The organism is Cryobacterium sp. TMT2-17-1 (assembly GCF_004402765.1).
Taxonomy (GTDB): domain Bacteria; phylum Actinomycetota; class Actinomycetes; order Actinomycetales; family Microbacteriaceae; genus Cryobacterium; species Cryobacterium sandaracinum.
The window spans coordinates 251,078-267,020 of the sequence record NZ_SOGC01000027.1; the positions used below are offsets into that span (position 1 = coordinate 251,078).

Below are 15,943 nucleotides of genomic sequence, written 5' to 3' on the forward strand. Positions count from 1 at the left end.
GTATGCATATTCTCGACCAGGTGGATGCCCCATCCCTCCGCAAGGACATTCCGGCGTTCCGCGCCGGCGACACCGTCAAGGTCCACGTCAACATCGTTGAGGGCGCTCGCTCTCGTGTGCAGGTCTTCCAGGGAGTCGTCATCGGACGCTCCGGCGAAGGCGTGCGCGAAACGTTCTGCGTACGCAAGGTCAGCTTCCAGGTCGGCGTCGAGCGTACCTTCCCGGTGCACTCCCCGGTGATCGACCGCATCGAGGTCGTCACCCGTGGTGACGTGCGTCGCGCGAAGCTGTACTACCTGCGCAACCTGCGCGGCAAGAAGGCCAAGATCAAGGAGAAGCGCGACTAACACCCGTCGCAGTCGACTTCCAGCTTGCGCTGAATTCCCCCTGAGCTCCTCACCCGTACACTGGGTCAGGAGCTCAGGCGGTTTAATGACAGATAATTCTCTGCCCACGCGATCCAATCGCCAGGGAACAGAAACAAAGCGCAAGAAGCGCGGCGTTGCACTCTTTATACGTGACCTGCTGGTCATCTTCGTGGTGGCGCTGCTCATCTCGTTCCTGATCAAGACGTTCCTGGTGCGCTCGTTCTACATTCCCTCCGGGTCGATGGAGACCACCCTCCTGATCAACGACCGGATCATCGTGAACCAGCTCGAACCGAAACTGATCCCGGTCGAACGCGGCGACGTCGTCGTGTTCCGGGATCCGGGCGGCTGGCTGCTGCCGCAGGCGCCCCTCGAGCAGAACGCCGTCATCGCCGCCGTGGACTGGGTCATGGCCGCGGTGGGGCTGTCGGCGCCGGACAGCAACGACCACCTGATCAAACGCGTCATCGGGCTGCCGGGCGACCACGTCACCTGCTGCAACCCGCTCGGCCAGATGAGCGTCAACGACGTGCCTCTGTCCGAACCCTATGTGTCTCTGCCGACCGGGGAGACGAGCGTTTCGCAGGACGACTTCGACATCGTCGTGCCAGACGGCTCGCTCTGGGTGATGGGTGACAACCGCTACAACTCCAAGGACTCCCGCTACAACACCGAGACCCCCGGCAAGGGGTTCGTGCCCATCGACAACGTCGTCGGGCGCGCCCTCGTGATCAGCTGGCCGACCGCGCGCTGGTCCTGGCTCGACGACTACCCGGAGGTCTTCCAGGGCGTCCCCACGGAGACGAGGTAGGGAATGGTCGTGGATCCGACCCTCGACGTCGAACGGGCGTTGCTGGCCGCCGGGGCGACCTGCGTGATCGGCGTCGACGAGGTCGGCCGCGGCGCCCTTGCCGGTCCGGTGGGGGTAGGTGTGGCCGTCGTCAACGCCTCAGCTTCGGCCTTCCCGGCCGGTTTGCGCGACTCCAAGATGCTCAGTGAACCCCGGCGCGGGCTCCTTGCGCCGCTGGCTGTCGCCTGGGCGCTGCACTCAGCGGTCGGCCTCGCGACGCCGCTGGAGGTCGACCGACTGGGCATCATCGCCGCGCTCGGCCTGGCCGGCAAGCGGGCCCTCGCGCAGCTGTTCGCGGCCGGGGTCGACATCACCGGCGCCGTGGTGCTTTTGGACGGCAACGACGACTGGCTGAACAGGGCACTGAGCACTCCGCTCAACGTGGTGACGCGCGTGCGGGCCGACCAGGACTGCGCGTCGGTGGCCGCGGCATCCGTGATCGCGAAGGTGCACCGCGACGCTCTGATGATCGAGGCGGATGCCGTGACGCCCGGCTACGAGTGGGCCGGCAACAAGGGCTACGGCAGCCCCGCCCACATGGCGGCGATCGCCCTGCTCGGACCCACTCTGCTGCATCGCAAATCCTGGCTGAAGATCACAGCGTAGGATTGAGGAACCATGGAAGAAGATGAATTCGAGGACTACGACCGCGAGGTCGAGCTGGCCCTGTACCGCGAGTACCGAGACGTTGTGGGGCAGTTTCAGTACGTCGTCGAGACCGAACGACGCTTCTATCTCGCGAACGAGGTCGAGCTGGTGCGCCGTGACACGGAGCACGACTTCTACTTCGAATTGACCATGAAAGATGTCTGGGTCTGGGACGTCTACCGTTCCGACCGGTTCGTGAAGTCGGTGCGGGTGCTGACCTTCAAAGACGTCAACGTCGAGGAACTCGCGTCCAAGGAGTTCGAACTGCCGAAGGAACTCGCGCTCGACGAGTAGCACAACGAAGACTCAGGCCTGGGGGTCTGCACACTCGGCGCAACGATGCGGTCGAGAACGAAGGGTATGTCTTTTGCTTCAGGAATCTGATCGCGCTCTGGCCTCGTGGATCAACCGGGAGGCACTCGCTGAAGAGATGATCCCCTTGATCGGCCGTCTGTATCGGGAAAATCACGTCGTCACGAGCGTGCACGGCCGGGGACTGGTCAACCAGTCGGTGATCGGACTGCTCAAGGCGCACCGCTTCGCGCGCCACATCGACGATGTGGAACTGCCCCTGGAGGAGACCCTGCCGCTGCTGCAGACCCTCAGCACCCTCCGGCTCGGGACCGCGTCGATCGACCTCGGCCGGCTGGCCATGACCTACAAACTCGAGGGTGCCGGGCGCGGCCGGGAGGAATTCCTCCGGGCCGAGCTGGCGGATGTCGTCGACCGGCAGGGTGACTTCGTCACCGCGGGCACGGATGTCGTGCTGTACGGCTTCGGCCGGATCGGACGTCTCCTCGCGCGCATCCTGATCGACCACGCCGGCGGGGGACAGGGTTTGCGCCTGCGGGCCATCGTGGTGCGCCGCGGGTCGGACAACGACATCGTCAAGCGGGCGAGCCTGCTGCGCCGCGACTCGGTGCACGGACCATTCGAGGGCACCATCACCGTCGACCCGGTGGGCAACACGATCCTCGCCAACGGCACGCTGATTCAGGTCATCTACTCGAGCGACCCGGCCACCGTCGACTACACCCGATACGGCATCCAGAACGCTGTCGTGGTCGACAACACGGGACGCTGGCGCGACGCCGACGGACTCCGCCAGCACCTGGCCTGCCCGGGTGTCGCCCGGGTGCTGCTCACGGCTCCGGGCAAGGGCGCGCTGAAGAACATCGTGCACGGCATCAACCACGACGCCATCACCGCGGACGACACCATCATCACGGCGGCATCCTGCACCACCAACGCGATCACGCCCGTGCTCAAGGCCGTGAACGACCGCTTCGGTATCCGGGAAGGCCATGTGGAGACGGTGCACTCGTTCACCAACGACCAGAACCTGATCGACAACTTCCATTCGGGCGACCGCCGCGGGCGCAGCGCCGCCCTGAACATGGTGATCACCGAGACAGGGGCCGCGAAGGCCGTCGCCAAGGCGCTGCCCGAGCTGGCCGGCAAGCTCACCGGCAACGCCATCCGGGTGCCCACGCCCGACGTGTCGATGGCGATCCTCAACCTCACCCTCACGCAGGGCACCACCAAGGACGAGCTCAACACCTACCTGCGCACCATGTCGCTGCACTCCGAGTTGCACAAGCAGATCGACTACATCGACTCGCCCGAGGTGGTCTCCAGCGACTTCCTCGGCTCCCGCCGGGCCGGCATCGTCGACGGCCTGGCCACCATCTGCACCGACACGAAGGCCGTGCTGTACGTCTGGTACGACAACGAATACGGGTACAGCTGCCAGGTCATCCGGGTGCTCGAGGAGATGGCGGGCGTGCATCCGCCGGTGTTCCCGAAGGTGTTGATCGAGCCGGTCGCCCTGGTCTGAGTCACCGAGCGGCGTTGGCCCGGGTTCGGGTCAGCGCGGCCGGGGCTCGCAGATCACGACCGGGATATCACGGCCGGTTTTCTGCTGGTAGCCGTCGTAGCCCCGATAGGCCGCCACGATCTGCGGCCACAGCTCGGCTTTTTCCGCGGGGGACGCGGTTCGCGCCCGCAGCTTCAGGGTGGTGCCGCGCACGGTCAGCTCGACGTCGGGGTTCGCGACCAGGTTGAGATACCACTGCGGGTGGCGGTCGTCGCCGCCCTTCGAGGCGATCAGCACGAAGCGTTGGTGCCCGTGCACGGGGGCGGTGAGCATCGTCGTGCGACGCTTGCCGCTGGAGCGGCCGATGGTGTGCAGCTCGACCGCCGGCATCGACCCGAACGAGGCGAGCAGGCGCCCGCCGGAGGCCGTCAGCACCGCGCGGTGCAGCACGCTCATCGTCTTCATCTGCAGATCCGTCAGCCGATTACGCAGTCCCATGCCTCCAGCCTACGAGGTGAACAGGGGCGACCGACGGATGTCCCGGCGTCTTCTGCCCCGCTACAGGGGCAGCGCCCCGGCAATGTCCACCAGCGCGGCCTCCAGGTTGACGCCCCAGGTCTCCAGCAGCGCGAACAGCACGCCGTAGCCCGCATAGGCGGTGACCGGGATCAGCAGCAGCCACTCCCGCAGGGAGCCGGCGTTGCCCAGCACCGGCACGGACAGGTAGCCGCCCGATGACCACAGATTCTCGAGCACCGGCACCCGGCACCACCATCTGGGCGGTTTCGGGATCCACGGCCAGAACAGGGGCAGCCCGCCGGTGGTGAGCAGGTCGCCCAGAAGGTGCACGCCGTAGCCCAGTGTGAAGCAGATCACGAACCACGAGTGCTGCTCCGGGGCGAAAACGGCGATGAAAGCCGCCACGGCGAAGCCGATTGCCCAGGCCAGCCCCCACGACTGCTTCGAGAGGCCGAGCACCTTGGCCGCAAACGCGATCGCCGCGGCGCTCATCAGGGCCGGGCCGACGCGCACCGGTTCCGTGGCCCAGACGGGCTCCCAGAGCACCAGACCGATCACGGTGGCGAGCAGCCACGCCGAGAACAGGCCGAGCAGGCTGTGCAGGCCGTGCCGGTGGCCGCCGGAGGCCCGGGAGATCCCCGTGGTGACGAGCCGGCCGAGCACGGGGACGGATTGCGAGATGGTGGCCGAGTTGTGGTCGGCGTCGGCGAGGAGGGCCGCCCCGGCGCAGAGCAGCGAGCCGGCGATCGTGCCGACGGGCGTCACAGGAAAGAGCCCGAGGCCGTGCCCGGCGGTCGCCGTGACGGCGATCCAGGCGGCGGCGCCGGTCATGGCATGGTGTGCACCCATCATGAGAGGGGGTCCTAACTGGTCCAAGTCTGATTCAGGCCGTCGGGGGCATGCCGAGCCTCGACTAAGCCGGTTCACCAGTTCCCGTTCAACTGTAGGTGGCTTCCGCTCCCCGCCCGTGCCGGCCGGCACTAGCGTGGGGGCATGAGCACACCGGTTCCGTCCGCGCCCGCCGCGGCATCCGTCGTCGTGGAGCAGGCGCTGGCCCTGGCCCCGCTGATCGACGGCCACAACGACTGGGCGTGGGAGTGCCGGCAGAGCCGCGACTACTCCGTGGAGGGTCTCGGGGGCGGTCTGTCCACCGACACCGACATCGCCAGGCTGCGGGCAGGGCAGGTCGGAGCGCAGTTCTGGTCGGTCTACGTCAGCGACGACCTTACAGGCGCCGACGCCGTGCAGGGCACGCTTGAGCAGATCGACTGGGTCTACCGCCTCGCCGCGCGCTACCCCGACGACTTCGGCATCGCGCGCAGTGCCGCCGACGTGGAGGCCGCCCGAGCGATCGGGCGCATCGCCTCCCTGCTCGGCGCCGAGGGCGGACACAGCCTCAACGACTCCCCAGCCGCGCTGCGCATGTTCGCCCGGCTGGGCGTGCGCTACCTCACCCTCACCCACGTGCACAACACGACCTGGGCCGACTCGGGCACCGATGAACCCGAGCACGGTGGCCTCACACCCCGCGGCGTCGACTACGTGCACGAACTCAACCGGCTGGGCATGCTGGTCGACCTCTCGCACGTCTCCCCGGCCACGGCGCACGCGGCGTTGGACGCGTCCGACTCGCCCGTCATCTTCAGTCACAGCTCCTGCCGGGCCCTCAGTGACCACCCCCGCAATGTGCCCGACGACGTGCTGTGCCGACTGGCCGCCAACGGCGGGGTGCTCATGCTCACCTTCGTGCCCCAATTCCTGTCCGAGGACTACTCGGTCTGGTTCGAGGGCGACCGGGCCGGGCCGGCGCCGGTCGTGACGCTGACGGATGTCGCCGACCACGTCGAACACGCCCGCCGCGTCGCCGGAATGGCCCACATCGGCCTCGGAGGCGACTTCGACGGCACCGACGAGTTCCCTGCCGGCCTCGAAGGCGTCGACGGTTACCCGGCGCTGCTGTCCGAGTTGGCCCGGCGCGACTGGTCGGCCGCCGACCTCGCGGCTCTTGCCGGCGCCAACGTGCTGCGGGTGTTGCGCGAGACGGATGCCGCGTTCGCGGCCGCCGGACACGCGGCATCCGGCGCCTCGGTGCCCCGGTTGGTGCGCTGAGCATGCCGGGCCGGCGTGTTCCGCCAACCCTGCCGGTGCCCGGCTCCGAATCAGTGTCATGACCCCTCGACGACGCCCTGCCTTCTGGATCACCGTGTGGATCGCCGCCGCCGTGCTGCTCGCGGGGGCGGTGGCCCTGGCAATGCTCGCCCAGAGCGGCGTCCTGGGCCGCGGCCTGGGCGAGGCCGACCCGGGTCCCGCGGCCCGCGGCCCCGGCGAGACCGTGGTCGCCTTCTACGGCGACTCCTACACGCGCGGCACCGGCGGCTCGGCTGCGGACAAACGTTGGTCGACCATCGTCTCGGCAGAGCGCGACTGGACCGAGGTCAACCCGAGCCGCAACGGCCTCGGCTTCGTGAACCAGCGGCGGGGGGATGATCTGATCGACCAGGTCATCGCTGCCAGGCCGGACATCGTGATCAGCACCATGGGGCTCAACGACAACTTCTCGATGCCGTCCCGCGCCGACGAGATCGAGGCGGCGATCACCCGCGACTTCGAGACGATCCGGGCGGCCCTGCCAGAGGCGCGCCTCATCGTCGTGGAGCCGTTCTGGTACACCGAGGAGCGCCCGGACTCCGTGGAGCAGATCATCGGCTGGGTTCAGGCGGCCGCGCTCGGCGCCGACGCAGACTACATCTCCGGCGCCTCCTACTGGCTCGACGGGCACCCCGAGTGGATGGCCGACGACGGCCTGCACCCCAATGACGCCGGCTACGCAGCCCTCGCCGAGCGGATGGACGCGGCGCTTGCCGCGCTGGGGCTGTAGCTGGGGGAGTCCTGATCGATTGGTTGTGTCGCTCCCGGAACGGCAGAGCTGGTTGCACCGCGTGGACGCTGGTCAGCACAGACGGACCGCCGTGCCGGCGTCGAATTCGTTCGGGACGGTGGTGCTGAAGGCCGGGCCGGGGGGTGGTCCTCCCCAGACGCGGCCGCGCCGCCGACCGCACAGCTTCTCGACCCCGCGAGTGCCGGGAGCGCCTACCCGGCACGCTGGGGGCGGAGGTGCTCGTGGCACGCAAAGACGAACTGGGCAGGCAGGGCGAGGAGTGCGCCGCCCTCTTCCTCGCCGCCGCCGGCTACCGGGTCGTGGAGCGCAACTGGCGCTGCGGGCAGGGTGAGATCGACCTGGTCGCCGAGCTCGGGGGAGAGGTCGTCTTCGTCGAGGTGAAGACGCGTTCGGGAACCCGCTTCGGGCATCCGTTCGAGGCCATCACTGTCGCCAAGCTCGCCCGGCTGCGTCGCCTCGCGGCGGCGTGGTGCGAACAGGCGGATGCCCGGCCCGCCCGCATCCGTGTCGACGCCATCGCCGTGATCATCCGTCCCGGCACCGAGCCCGTGATCGAGCACCTGACGGGCGTGTTCTGATGGGGCTCGCCCGCACGCACGCGGTGGCCCTGGCCGGGATGACCGGGGCACTGGTCGAGGTGGAGGCCGACATCTCCGGGCAGCTGCCGGGTATCATCCTGATCGGGCTGCCCGATGCGGCCCTGTCGGAGGCCACCGAGCGGGTGCGGGCTGCGGCGAAGAACTCGGGCTGTCCGCTCACCCGTAACAAGCTCACCATCAACCTCTCCCCGGCGTCGTTGCCGAAGCACGGGTCGGGCTTCGACCTGGCCATCGCGCTGGCCTGCCTCGGGGCCGACCAGGTGGTCTCGGCCGCGTCGGTGGGCCGGGTGGTGCACATCGGCGAGCTGGCCCTCGACGGACGGCTGCGGCCGACGCCGGGCATGCTCCCGGCGGTGATCGCGGCCTCCCGGCTTGGCCACGGCACGGTGATGGTGCCCGCCGGCAACGTCGATGAGGCGTCCCTCGTGCCGGGCGTGCGGGTGATCGGTGTCGCCTCCCTGCGGGACGCCGCCATCTGGCATGGCGCCGAACTCGAACCGATCCCGGTTGACCCCATCCTCGTTCCCGGCGACGCCGCGGCGGAGACGGCCGAACCCGACCTGGTCGACATCATCGGCAATGACGATGCGATCCTGGCGTTGCAGATCGCGGCGGCCGGCGGTCACCACGTCTTCATGGTGGGGCCGCCCGGCGCCGGCAAGACCATGCTGGCGGCCCGGCTGCCCGGACTGCTGCCCGACCTCGACGCTGAGGCCTCCCTCGAGGTCAGCTCCATGCGGTCGCTCAGCGGCCGCGCCGTCGGGCGCGCCCTGATCACCCGCCCGCCGCTTGAGGCCCCGCACCACACGGCGACGGCGGCGGCCATGGTCGGCGGAGGCAGCGGGCAGGTCCGGCCTGGCGCGGCGGCGCGCGCCTCGCACGGGGTGCTCTTCCTCGATGAGGCTCCCGAATTCGCCTCGGCGGTGCTCGACGCGCTCCGGCAGCCGCTGGAATCCGGGGTGATCAGCATTCACCGCGCCAACGCGGTCGCTCACTTCCCGGCCCGCTTCCAGCTGGTGATGGCGGCCAACCCGTGCCCCTGCGGGCAGTACGGCGCCCCTGACCTGGACTGCACCTGCCCGCCGAGCTCCCGGCGACGGTACTTGGCGCGCATTTCGGGACCGCTGCTGGACCGTATCGACATTCAGCTGCGGGTGCAGCGCATCACTGCCGCCCAGCTGCGGCTGGCCACCGAGACGCCCCGACTGGCGAGCGCCGTCGCCCGCGGACGGGTGATCGAGGCCCGAGCCGCCGCGGCCCAGCGCCTCGCCGGCACGCCGTGGACGCTGAACTCCGATGTGCCCGGCCCCTGGCTGCGCGGCCCCCAGGCCCGGCTGGGCAGAGCGGCCACGGCCATCCTTGACCGGGCGCTTGAACGCGGAGGCATCACCATGCGCGGATATGACCGAGTACTGCGGGTGGCCTGGTCCATCGCCGACCTCGAGGGCGTGTCCCGGCCCGGCATTGAACAGGTAGGGCAGGCCTTGTACCTGCGGAAGGGAATGACGTCATGATGCTGTTTGGGCTGGAGGAATCCACGGTGGTTGCGCTGACCGGGGGCGTGCGGGCATCCGCCGGGTCTGGCCCGACGGATGCCGCGGCCGCCGCCGATGTGTTCGCGCGCGCCGCGTGGACCGGCATCTCGGAGCCGGGCGACGGCGCCGCCGGACTGCTCGTGCAGGGGCTGGGGGCCGGGCCGGCACTCAGTGCCGTCCTCGACCTGTGGACCGGGGCCCGGCTCGCGGGCGCGCTGGCCGCAACGGGGTTGCCACTGACCGACGACCTGCAGGCCCTACTGGAGCAGGCCCTGCAACGCTGGCGGCCGCGGTTATCCTCGGCCGAGGTGATCCGTTCCCTGCAGCAGGCGGCGCGCGCGTCCGCCGGGCTCCTGGTGCCCACTGATGCACATTGGCCGAGAGGCGTCGACGACCTGGCAGTCCACGCGCCGATCGCACTCTGGTGGCGGGGCATCCCGACCGCTCTGACGGCGCTGTCCAACTCGATCGCCCTGGTGGGTGCCCGCGCGGCCACCGGCTACGGCGAGCATGTGACGATGGAGGCCTCCGCCGGGCTCGTCGACCGCGGCTTCCTCATCGTCTCCGGGGCGGGCTACGGACTCTTCCCCAGTTTGAAGTTGTTGTAAGAATTGTCGGCGACGGACCTTATGCTGCACAGCATGTCTCGCAGATGGAACCTCGACCAATGGATGGTGTTTTTTTGGGGACGCCTGTCCGATCCGGAGCCTCTTCGAGGGGACGATTTGCTCGATTCCATCGCGCCAGATTTTGAGGATTGGGCCAAGGCCCGAGGGAAGCAGGACCGTCAGCCGTTTCTAATAGGACCGGGCGGGACGGCAGACAATCGAGTCAATGAATACTTCAATACTTCTCAGCGTCGAAGGCTCTCTCGCGAAACCGATAAGGGGGCTGCCTACGCGATCTGTTTATGGTTGAACTTCCTCATCGCGAGAAGGGTCGAATGGGATGCGGCTGATGAGCTGGACATCGAAGCTTTCATGGCGTGGCGGCGATTCGACCATTCGAACCCCAAGTTGGTTCAAGGAAACACATGGCAGGGGGACATCTCACACCTGTTGGTGTTCTATCGCTGGGCCTCTCACAGTTACGGATTGCGCAACCCGATCGCGACGCATTTCACGGTATTTGAGGGCAAAGAGATCGAGTCGGCGAATGTCTCGTCGCACTCCGTCCGACAGGCGGACGTCAAATGGCTCTCGCCCGGAGCCTATGCCCGATGGCGGGACATTGGTGTCCTGGGGATGACCGCTCAGGGTGATGAGAAAGCAGCGTGGAGACCAAGATGCGACCAAAGAGACTTAGCTTACGTCGAGGGTCTCTATCGCACCGGTCTTCGCATGCAGGAATGGTCCTCGGTGCTCATATCGGAGTTGCCGGCTGCCGATGAACAGCGATGGTTCTACACGCTTACGTTGGCGAATATGTGTGCGAAGGGCGGATACGGTCACCCGTTCTGGATCGACCGCGGCGCGTTGAACTTCGTCCGAGATTACGTTGACGGGGACAGAGCGGCATCGGTCCTGAAAGCCCAGGCCAACGGCTCCTACAGCCGAAGGAAAGACCTCTCGATCATCGTGGGCACTCGATACAGTGGGCGGAAGCTGGTTCTGCGCGTTGCAGGACTGACCACCGAGAGGGCTCTTGGCGATCTCACCCCTGCTCAGCGCATGAACCTTTTCTATGAAACCGACACCGGCCTAGAACCGGCGATGCTTTGGTTGAATGAGAACGGCCTGCCACGCCCCAAATCAGCTTGGTACAAGTCGTTCTCCCGAATAAACGCTCGCGTCGAACGCGCCGGACTTGCCAACCTCCGATGCACCCAGCACATGCTTCGCCACTCCTTCGCTTTGCGCTGGTACACAGTGGGCAAGCTCATAAGAGAGCGGCGGGTAGCTCACCTGACGGAGAAGGAATCGCAGGATTTTCGGGCAGAGTTCGGTTCGGCCTGGCACTTGGTCCAAACTATGTTGGGCCACCGTAATACGGAGACGACCAAGCAAATCTATCTCGAGCCGTTCTTGGCGTTAGATATCAACCTACTGTTCGAGCACGCTGCTGATGACGTCACCATTCGGCAGCTTCTTGATGCCGCACTTCGGGACAACCCATCGGTGATCTCAACCGAAGGAACAATCGCATGAGCAGAGCATCCTTACCCATGAGTGGTTACACGGCACCGTCACGAACTGTTGATCCAAACACCCCCTTGGTGGTTAAAGTCATTGCCGAAGGAAGCGCTGCAACGTCCGTATTTGACTTTCGCACCCTTCCAGTTTCCGTCGAGCTGCAAACCATGTTTGCCATGGGCTTCGTCGCGATCACTGGTCCAGGCGGAAACCGCCGAACGATTCCCTCGGCATCGACAGCTTTCTACGATATTCGGGCATTTGCCCGCATGCTCGCGGAAATAAACCCGGCGCCCACCAAGCCTTCCGACTTGCGGGCGAGTCACGTCGACAGTTTGCAACTGCGCAAAGGCTCCGGCCAAAGCATCATCGTCACAACACTTCGAGCCCTATTCCGAAAGATCGACGTGGCTCCAGATGAGTTCATGAGAAGGCTCCTAAGAGCAGTTCCAAACCGTCCCGTGGTCGACCCGGTATACAGCTTCAGTAGGGAGGAATTCCGGCTTGTAATGTACGCCGCACGCCAGACGATCCGTTTCGCTAACGCACGCATCTATCGCGCGCGGGGCATCATTGCCGATCATCGGCGCGGCCTAGTCTTGCCCGATTTGGCGCGGCAGAAAGACGCGCTATATCTGTCTTCACTGATGGACAGAGGTGGCTTCCCCAGAACAAAGGGGGGCCAGGTGTCATATCGCGGACTGTCTGGCGGTTCTCGTCCAGCAGACTTGATGCGGGCACTGCATCTCACTAACGCAGAGGTCGGGGCTCTGATTGCCCTCCTTGTCGGACTTACCGGTCAAAATCTGGCACAGATCGTAACGCTCCCTGCCACGTATCATCGTGCAGACAAACAGGCAGATGGAGCCACTCCGACGGCGCTGGTACGAGCATCCAAGCCTCGGCGGGGCCCGACCAGATCGGAAATGACTATCCCGCTCACCGGCATCCCGACTTGGATCGTTTCCGCCAATGAGGCGCGAGCTCACGCGGACGAGTCTGACCGAATCGATCTGCACAGTCCATTCGGGGTTTATATGGCAGCCATGGATCTCGGGTCGTATGCACGGAAGTTCGCCGACTCGGAGCGTCTGTTAGTTTTCCATTCCGTATGGAGGCGAACCAGTGAGGGCCGCAGTTCGCAAGATGGATTCAGGGAGGCCGAACCTGGAGCCTTCCAAGTTTGGGCCGCCTCAACGGACATCTTGGACAGCAAAGGGAATCGAATACAACCGGAAACGCGGCGACTGCGCCTAACGTTCATCGAGCACAAGCAGAAGCCGGTTGCGCAGGGCCCTTCGACGTTCATCAACCAATATTTGATGCGCAACCGTGGCGACATCGCGGAGTACCAGCGCGTCGTGTCCGATGTTCTTGACTCTGAGGTCGCACGCGCTGAAGGTGCAGTTACTCAGATTCTGTCGTCCGCCACCGTGCTATTGGCGGAGACCGATCCGTTGAGTGCTGCACTTGTTGCGAACACCACCCCAGAGACTCTCGCTCGGGCACTGGCCGGCGAACTCGATACTGTGATGAACTCGTGCATTGACCACGAGCACAGCCCCTACAGCCCTCCGGGGTCGCCATGCGGTGCTTCGTTCATGCTGTGCCTGGGCTGTCCCAATGCCCGAGCAGAGCCGCGCCACCTACCTATTCAGCTACTGGTCTTCGCGGTGATCGAAACTCGTCGTGCAGAGATGCAGTCGCTGGCATGGGCTACTCGATTCGCCCTTCCCCATGCACGCCTCACTCACCTTTTCGCACAGTTTCCCGCCGCCACCGTTGAAGCCGCACGGGGCAAGGAGACCGAAGGAGACAAAGCCCTGGTAGAGCGATTCCTAGGGCGAGAACTGGACATCAGTTGATCACTAATGGTTCCGAATCAGAGCCCACACCGCTGACGGCCGACCTCCCGATCGGCAACACGCCGGTCCTTCTTAACCGGCGGGTCCGGCCCGACGCACGATGTTGGGAGTCGTCTTTCGACGACGACAGGTGGGATATTACCCCCGGGCTATTCGAGGAGCACGCCAAGGGTTCGTCGATCCCGTGGCACACGTTTCCAGAACACTGGCGTCCGGCCGCCAAGAAGTACTTGTGGCATCTGATTAACGGGGAAGAACTCAACGGTGTGCCGTCGAGCAACTCGGAGCGTCTCAGTCTGCGGTCCATCGTTTTTTTGCGCGGGCGCCTCGAAACGCTGGTGGCGTGGTTGGACGCTGTTGGGATAGACGACCTTGCGAAATTCAGTCCGGTTCAACAGGAACTTTTCCTGCGTCACATCGTCGACATGAACTGCACGCACAAAATGAAACAATCCCTCGTCTCAGAATTCCAACGGCTCTGGCACTATCGTGACGTCCTCGAAGCCCCGCTGAAGATGCCGCCGGGCCGGCCCTGGGGCGGCCAACGAACGAAAGACCTCATTGGATCGGTCACCAAGCCGAGCGAGAACTTAACAGCGCGAATCTCGGATGCGACTCTGCAGCCGATGCTTGTTTGGGCATTCCGGTTCGTCGATGGATTTGCGAGCGACATTGCAGCTGGGCAGCGAGCGTGGGTTGACTTCGACAGCCGGCGACATTTACGTCGCGGACCAATGGATCGCACAGATTCGGGCGTCCTGCGCGCAAAGGTCGAAACCTACCTGTCCGCGCTAATAAAGAAGCAGGAGCCACTTCCTGGCAAGAATGTTGAAGGCGAGACGGTGATAGACCTCGGGCATGTGGCGATCCGAATTGGTTGCCGAACGGAATCATTGGGGCGATACCGTGACCTGATGCTTAGCTCGGGCCTTCCCGTGGAGGACGGATCGTTCGCGGTACGTGAAGTATCGGGTCGGCTCGACGGGCAATCCTGGTTGCCGACGGGGCTTGACTACAGAGACGCCGCATCGCTTGCGCGCCATTTGAGCACTGCATGCTTCATCGTGATCTCATACTTATCAGGCATGCGGCCCGGCGAGGTGCTCAACCTGAAACGGGGGTGCGCCTACACGAACAAAAAGACTGGGATCTCAACAGTCAGGGGCATGCATTTCAAGGCAGTGACGCTACCAGACGGTTCGGCGAATCCCGAAGGCGAGATGCGCAGGGATCCGTGGGTTGTTCATCAATCAGTGGTTCGAGCGATCCACACGCTGGAAGCACTGCATGACTGCGAGTTTCTCTTCCCGCGGTCCCTTATGCCTGCAAGGTTCAGAGCCGAGTTCGCGGTGGTCGAAGGCAAGCCTCGACGAACGCAGAGCGCCCGCGTAGACACCAACTTGAACTCCGACATCAAGGCTTTCAGCGTCTGGGTTAACAAGTATTGCGAGTTGAACAGCCGGCCGGACAGTATCCCAACGGACTCGCGCGGTGCCGTTACCGGACGTCGTTTTCGCCGTACCTTGGCTTGGCACATTGTGCGACAGCCTCGAGGTCTAGTTGCGGCAGCCATTCAATATGGGCACGTTCATGTGTCCATCACCCAGGGGTACGGCGGCAGCGCGGACAGCGGATTCGCCGACGAACTTGCTTTTGAGAGCTGGCTGTTGAAGATCGAAACAATAGCTGATGAACAGACGCAGCTCGACTATGGAACAGTCGTCAGCGGTCCGGCTGCACCCGAATTCAAGAGGCGGATAGCCGATGGCGACCGACGGTTCGCGGGTCGTGTCAGCGTGACCGTCAGGCAGGCGGAGAGGTTACTCCAGCACCCCTCCCTTCAAGTGTTCTCTGGACGGGGGATGCACTGCGTAATGGACGTCACTACGGCGCTGTGTCAGGTCACACCGATGGGCAAAACGGAGACGATGACGCCCGACATCGACGATTGTCGGCCGCGCTGCCAGAACATCGCTCGGACCGACTCCGACATCGAACAGTTGCGCTCGGACGCTGCCCGGCTGGAGGAAGTCGCCAGCGACCCTCTTGCCCCAGAGATCCGTGCCTCACGAGAACGGTCACAGGCACAGCGGCTCCGGGCCATCATCGCCGACCATGAGGGGGTCAAACAGTGACCGAAGACGAAGAGCGAGCCGCGATCAAAGACGCGACGTCCTTGCTCACCGAGGGCAAGATCGACGGGCCGCTGACGGTAGTCCGTCTTGCTGAGGTCGCCGGGCTGAAGCGATGGAAGCTGACTCACAAGCACGTCGATTTGATGCGCGATTTTCAAAAGGCAATTGGCGCTGAACGGATTCCAAGGACAGAGACCGCAGCGCTCGTCGCGAAGCTCGAAGCGGAAAGAGTTCGTTCGAGGAATCTGGTAATCAAGGTACGTCGTTTGGAGTCGATTCTGGAGCGATACGCAGTCGTTATCTCAGAGCTGACATCGGAACTGAGCGAATCCGAGAAGCAAAGCAAGGCCACACCCATTCGTCAGGACATCCCGCGTATTCCTAGGTGGTCTGAGTTTGATGAAAGTTAGCTCCTTAGAAAGTCACCGAACCTTTCGGTGAATGCCGACTTGCCTGTCGAAGATGCCTTGTTAACGCCAACTGAAAACAGGGCCAGAAACGCCAGGCGAGTTCTAGGTCTCGTCGCAACACTCCACCAAGATTTGGAGTGTGAAGATGGCCAGACGTGGGCGCAAGA

16 protein-coding genes are annotated in these 15,943 nt (G+C 64.9%); 14 read left to right on the top strand and 2 right to left on the bottom strand.

The window, feature by feature from the left end; translation table 11 throughout:
* Window positions 1-2: 2 nt before the first annotated feature.
* The 5 genes from rplS (at window position 3) to E3O47_RS07410 (ending at window position 3,703) form a co-directional block, all read left to right on the top strand.
* Entirely contained in the window at window positions 3-347 is a 345-nt protein-coding gene (gene rplS, locus E3O47_RS07390; RefSeq protein WP_104195167.1) for a 50S ribosomal protein L19, read from the top strand.
* A gap of 85 nt (window positions 348-432) precedes the next feature.
* On the top strand, window positions 433-1,179 hold the full coding sequence (lepB, locus tag E3O47_RS07395) for a signal peptidase I (RefSeq protein WP_104103128.1): 747 nt from the start codon (window positions 433-435) through the stop codon (window positions 1,177-1,179).
* A gap of 3 nt (window positions 1,180-1,182) precedes the next feature.
* Window positions 1,183-1,824: a ribonuclease HII gene (locus E3O47_RS07400; protein ID WP_134374266.1), complete on the top strand. Its 642-nt coding sequence runs from the start codon at window positions 1,183-1,185 to the stop codon at window positions 1,822-1,824.
* A gap of 12 nt (window positions 1,825-1,836) precedes the next feature.
* Window positions 1,837-2,160 (top strand): DUF2469 family protein, encoded by a 324-nt coding sequence (locus tag E3O47_RS07405; RefSeq protein WP_066596196.1) that lies wholly within the window; start codon window positions 1,837-1,839, stop codon window positions 2,158-2,160.
* Window positions 2,161-2,233: 73 nt separating this feature from the next.
* Window positions 2,234-3,703: a glyceraldehyde-3-phosphate dehydrogenase gene (locus E3O47_RS07410; RefSeq protein WP_134374264.1), complete on the top strand. Its 1,470-nt coding sequence runs from the start codon at window positions 2,234-2,236 to the stop codon at window positions 3,701-3,703.
* A gap of 30 nt (window positions 3,704-3,733) precedes the next feature.
* On the opposite strand, the gene E3O47_RS07415 is transcribed toward E3O47_RS07410, so the two are convergent.
* Together E3O47_RS07415 and E3O47_RS07420 are read right to left on the bottom strand one after the other, a co-directional pair.
* Window positions 3,734-4,180: a nitroreductase family deazaflavin-dependent oxidoreductase gene (locus tag E3O47_RS07415; protein ID WP_104103135.1), complete on the bottom strand. Its 447-nt coding sequence runs from the start codon at window positions 4,178-4,180 to the stop codon at window positions 3,734-3,736.
* Window positions 4,181-4,240: 60 nt separating this feature from the next.
* Window positions 4,241-5,053: a metal-dependent hydrolase gene (locus tag E3O47_RS07420; protein ID WP_104103138.1), complete on the bottom strand. Its 813-nt coding sequence runs from the start codon at window positions 5,051-5,053 to the stop codon at window positions 4,241-4,243.
* Between the two features lie 141 nt (window positions 5,054-5,194).
* Between E3O47_RS07420 and E3O47_RS07425 the strand changes: the two genes are divergently transcribed.
* From E3O47_RS07425 to E3O47_RS07465, 9 genes are all read left to right on the top strand, one after another.
* Window positions 5,195-6,310, top strand: a complete 1,116-nt coding sequence (locus E3O47_RS07425) for a dipeptidase (RefSeq protein WP_104103141.1) — start codon at window positions 5,195-5,197, stop codon at window positions 6,308-6,310.
* 58 nt (window positions 6,311-6,368) lie between these two features.
* Complete coding sequence (locus E3O47_RS07430; protein ID WP_104103143.1) at window positions 6,369-7,079, top strand: SGNH/GDSL hydrolase family protein; 711 nt, start codon at window positions 6,369-6,371, stop codon at window positions 7,077-7,079.
* 242 nt (window positions 7,080-7,321) lie between these two features.
* Window positions 7,322-7,678, top strand: a complete 357-nt coding sequence (locus E3O47_RS07435; protein ID WP_104103537.1) for a YraN family protein — start codon at window positions 7,322-7,324, stop codon at window positions 7,676-7,678.
* Window positions 7,678-9,213, top strand: a complete 1,536-nt coding sequence (locus tag E3O47_RS07440; RefSeq protein ID WP_134343034.1) for a YifB family Mg chelatase-like AAA ATPase — start codon at window positions 7,678-7,680, stop codon at window positions 9,211-9,213. Before E3O47_RS07435 ends, E3O47_RS07440 begins: the two co-directional genes overlap by 1 nt.
* Entirely contained in the window at window positions 9,210-9,842 is a 633-nt protein-coding gene (locus E3O47_RS07445) for a DNA-processing protein DprA (protein WP_134419991.1), read from the top strand. The genes E3O47_RS07440 and E3O47_RS07445 overlap by 4 nt, the downstream gene beginning before the upstream one ends.
* 33 nt (window positions 9,843-9,875) lie before the next feature.
* Window positions 9,876-11,381, top strand: a complete 1,506-nt coding sequence (locus E3O47_RS07450) for a hypothetical protein (protein ID WP_134419993.1) — start codon at window positions 9,876-9,878, stop codon at window positions 11,379-11,381.
* Window positions 11,378-13,231 carry a hypothetical protein gene (locus E3O47_RS07455; RefSeq protein WP_134419995.1) on the top strand — a complete coding sequence of 618 codons (1,854 nt, stop codon included), beginning with the start codon at window positions 11,378-11,380 and terminating at the stop codon, window positions 13,229-13,231. Before E3O47_RS07450 ends, E3O47_RS07455 begins: the two co-directional genes overlap by 4 nt.
* Complete coding sequence (locus E3O47_RS07460; RefSeq protein ID WP_134419997.1) at window positions 13,228-15,366, top strand: hypothetical protein; 2,139 nt, start codon at window positions 13,228-13,230, stop codon at window positions 15,364-15,366. Before E3O47_RS07455 ends, E3O47_RS07460 begins: the two co-directional genes overlap by 4 nt.
* Complete coding sequence (locus E3O47_RS07465; RefSeq protein WP_134419999.1) at window positions 15,363-15,776, top strand: hypothetical protein; 414 nt, start codon at window positions 15,363-15,365, stop codon at window positions 15,774-15,776. Before E3O47_RS07460 ends, E3O47_RS07465 begins: the two co-directional genes overlap by 4 nt.
* Window positions 15,777-15,943: the final 167 nt, after the last annotated feature.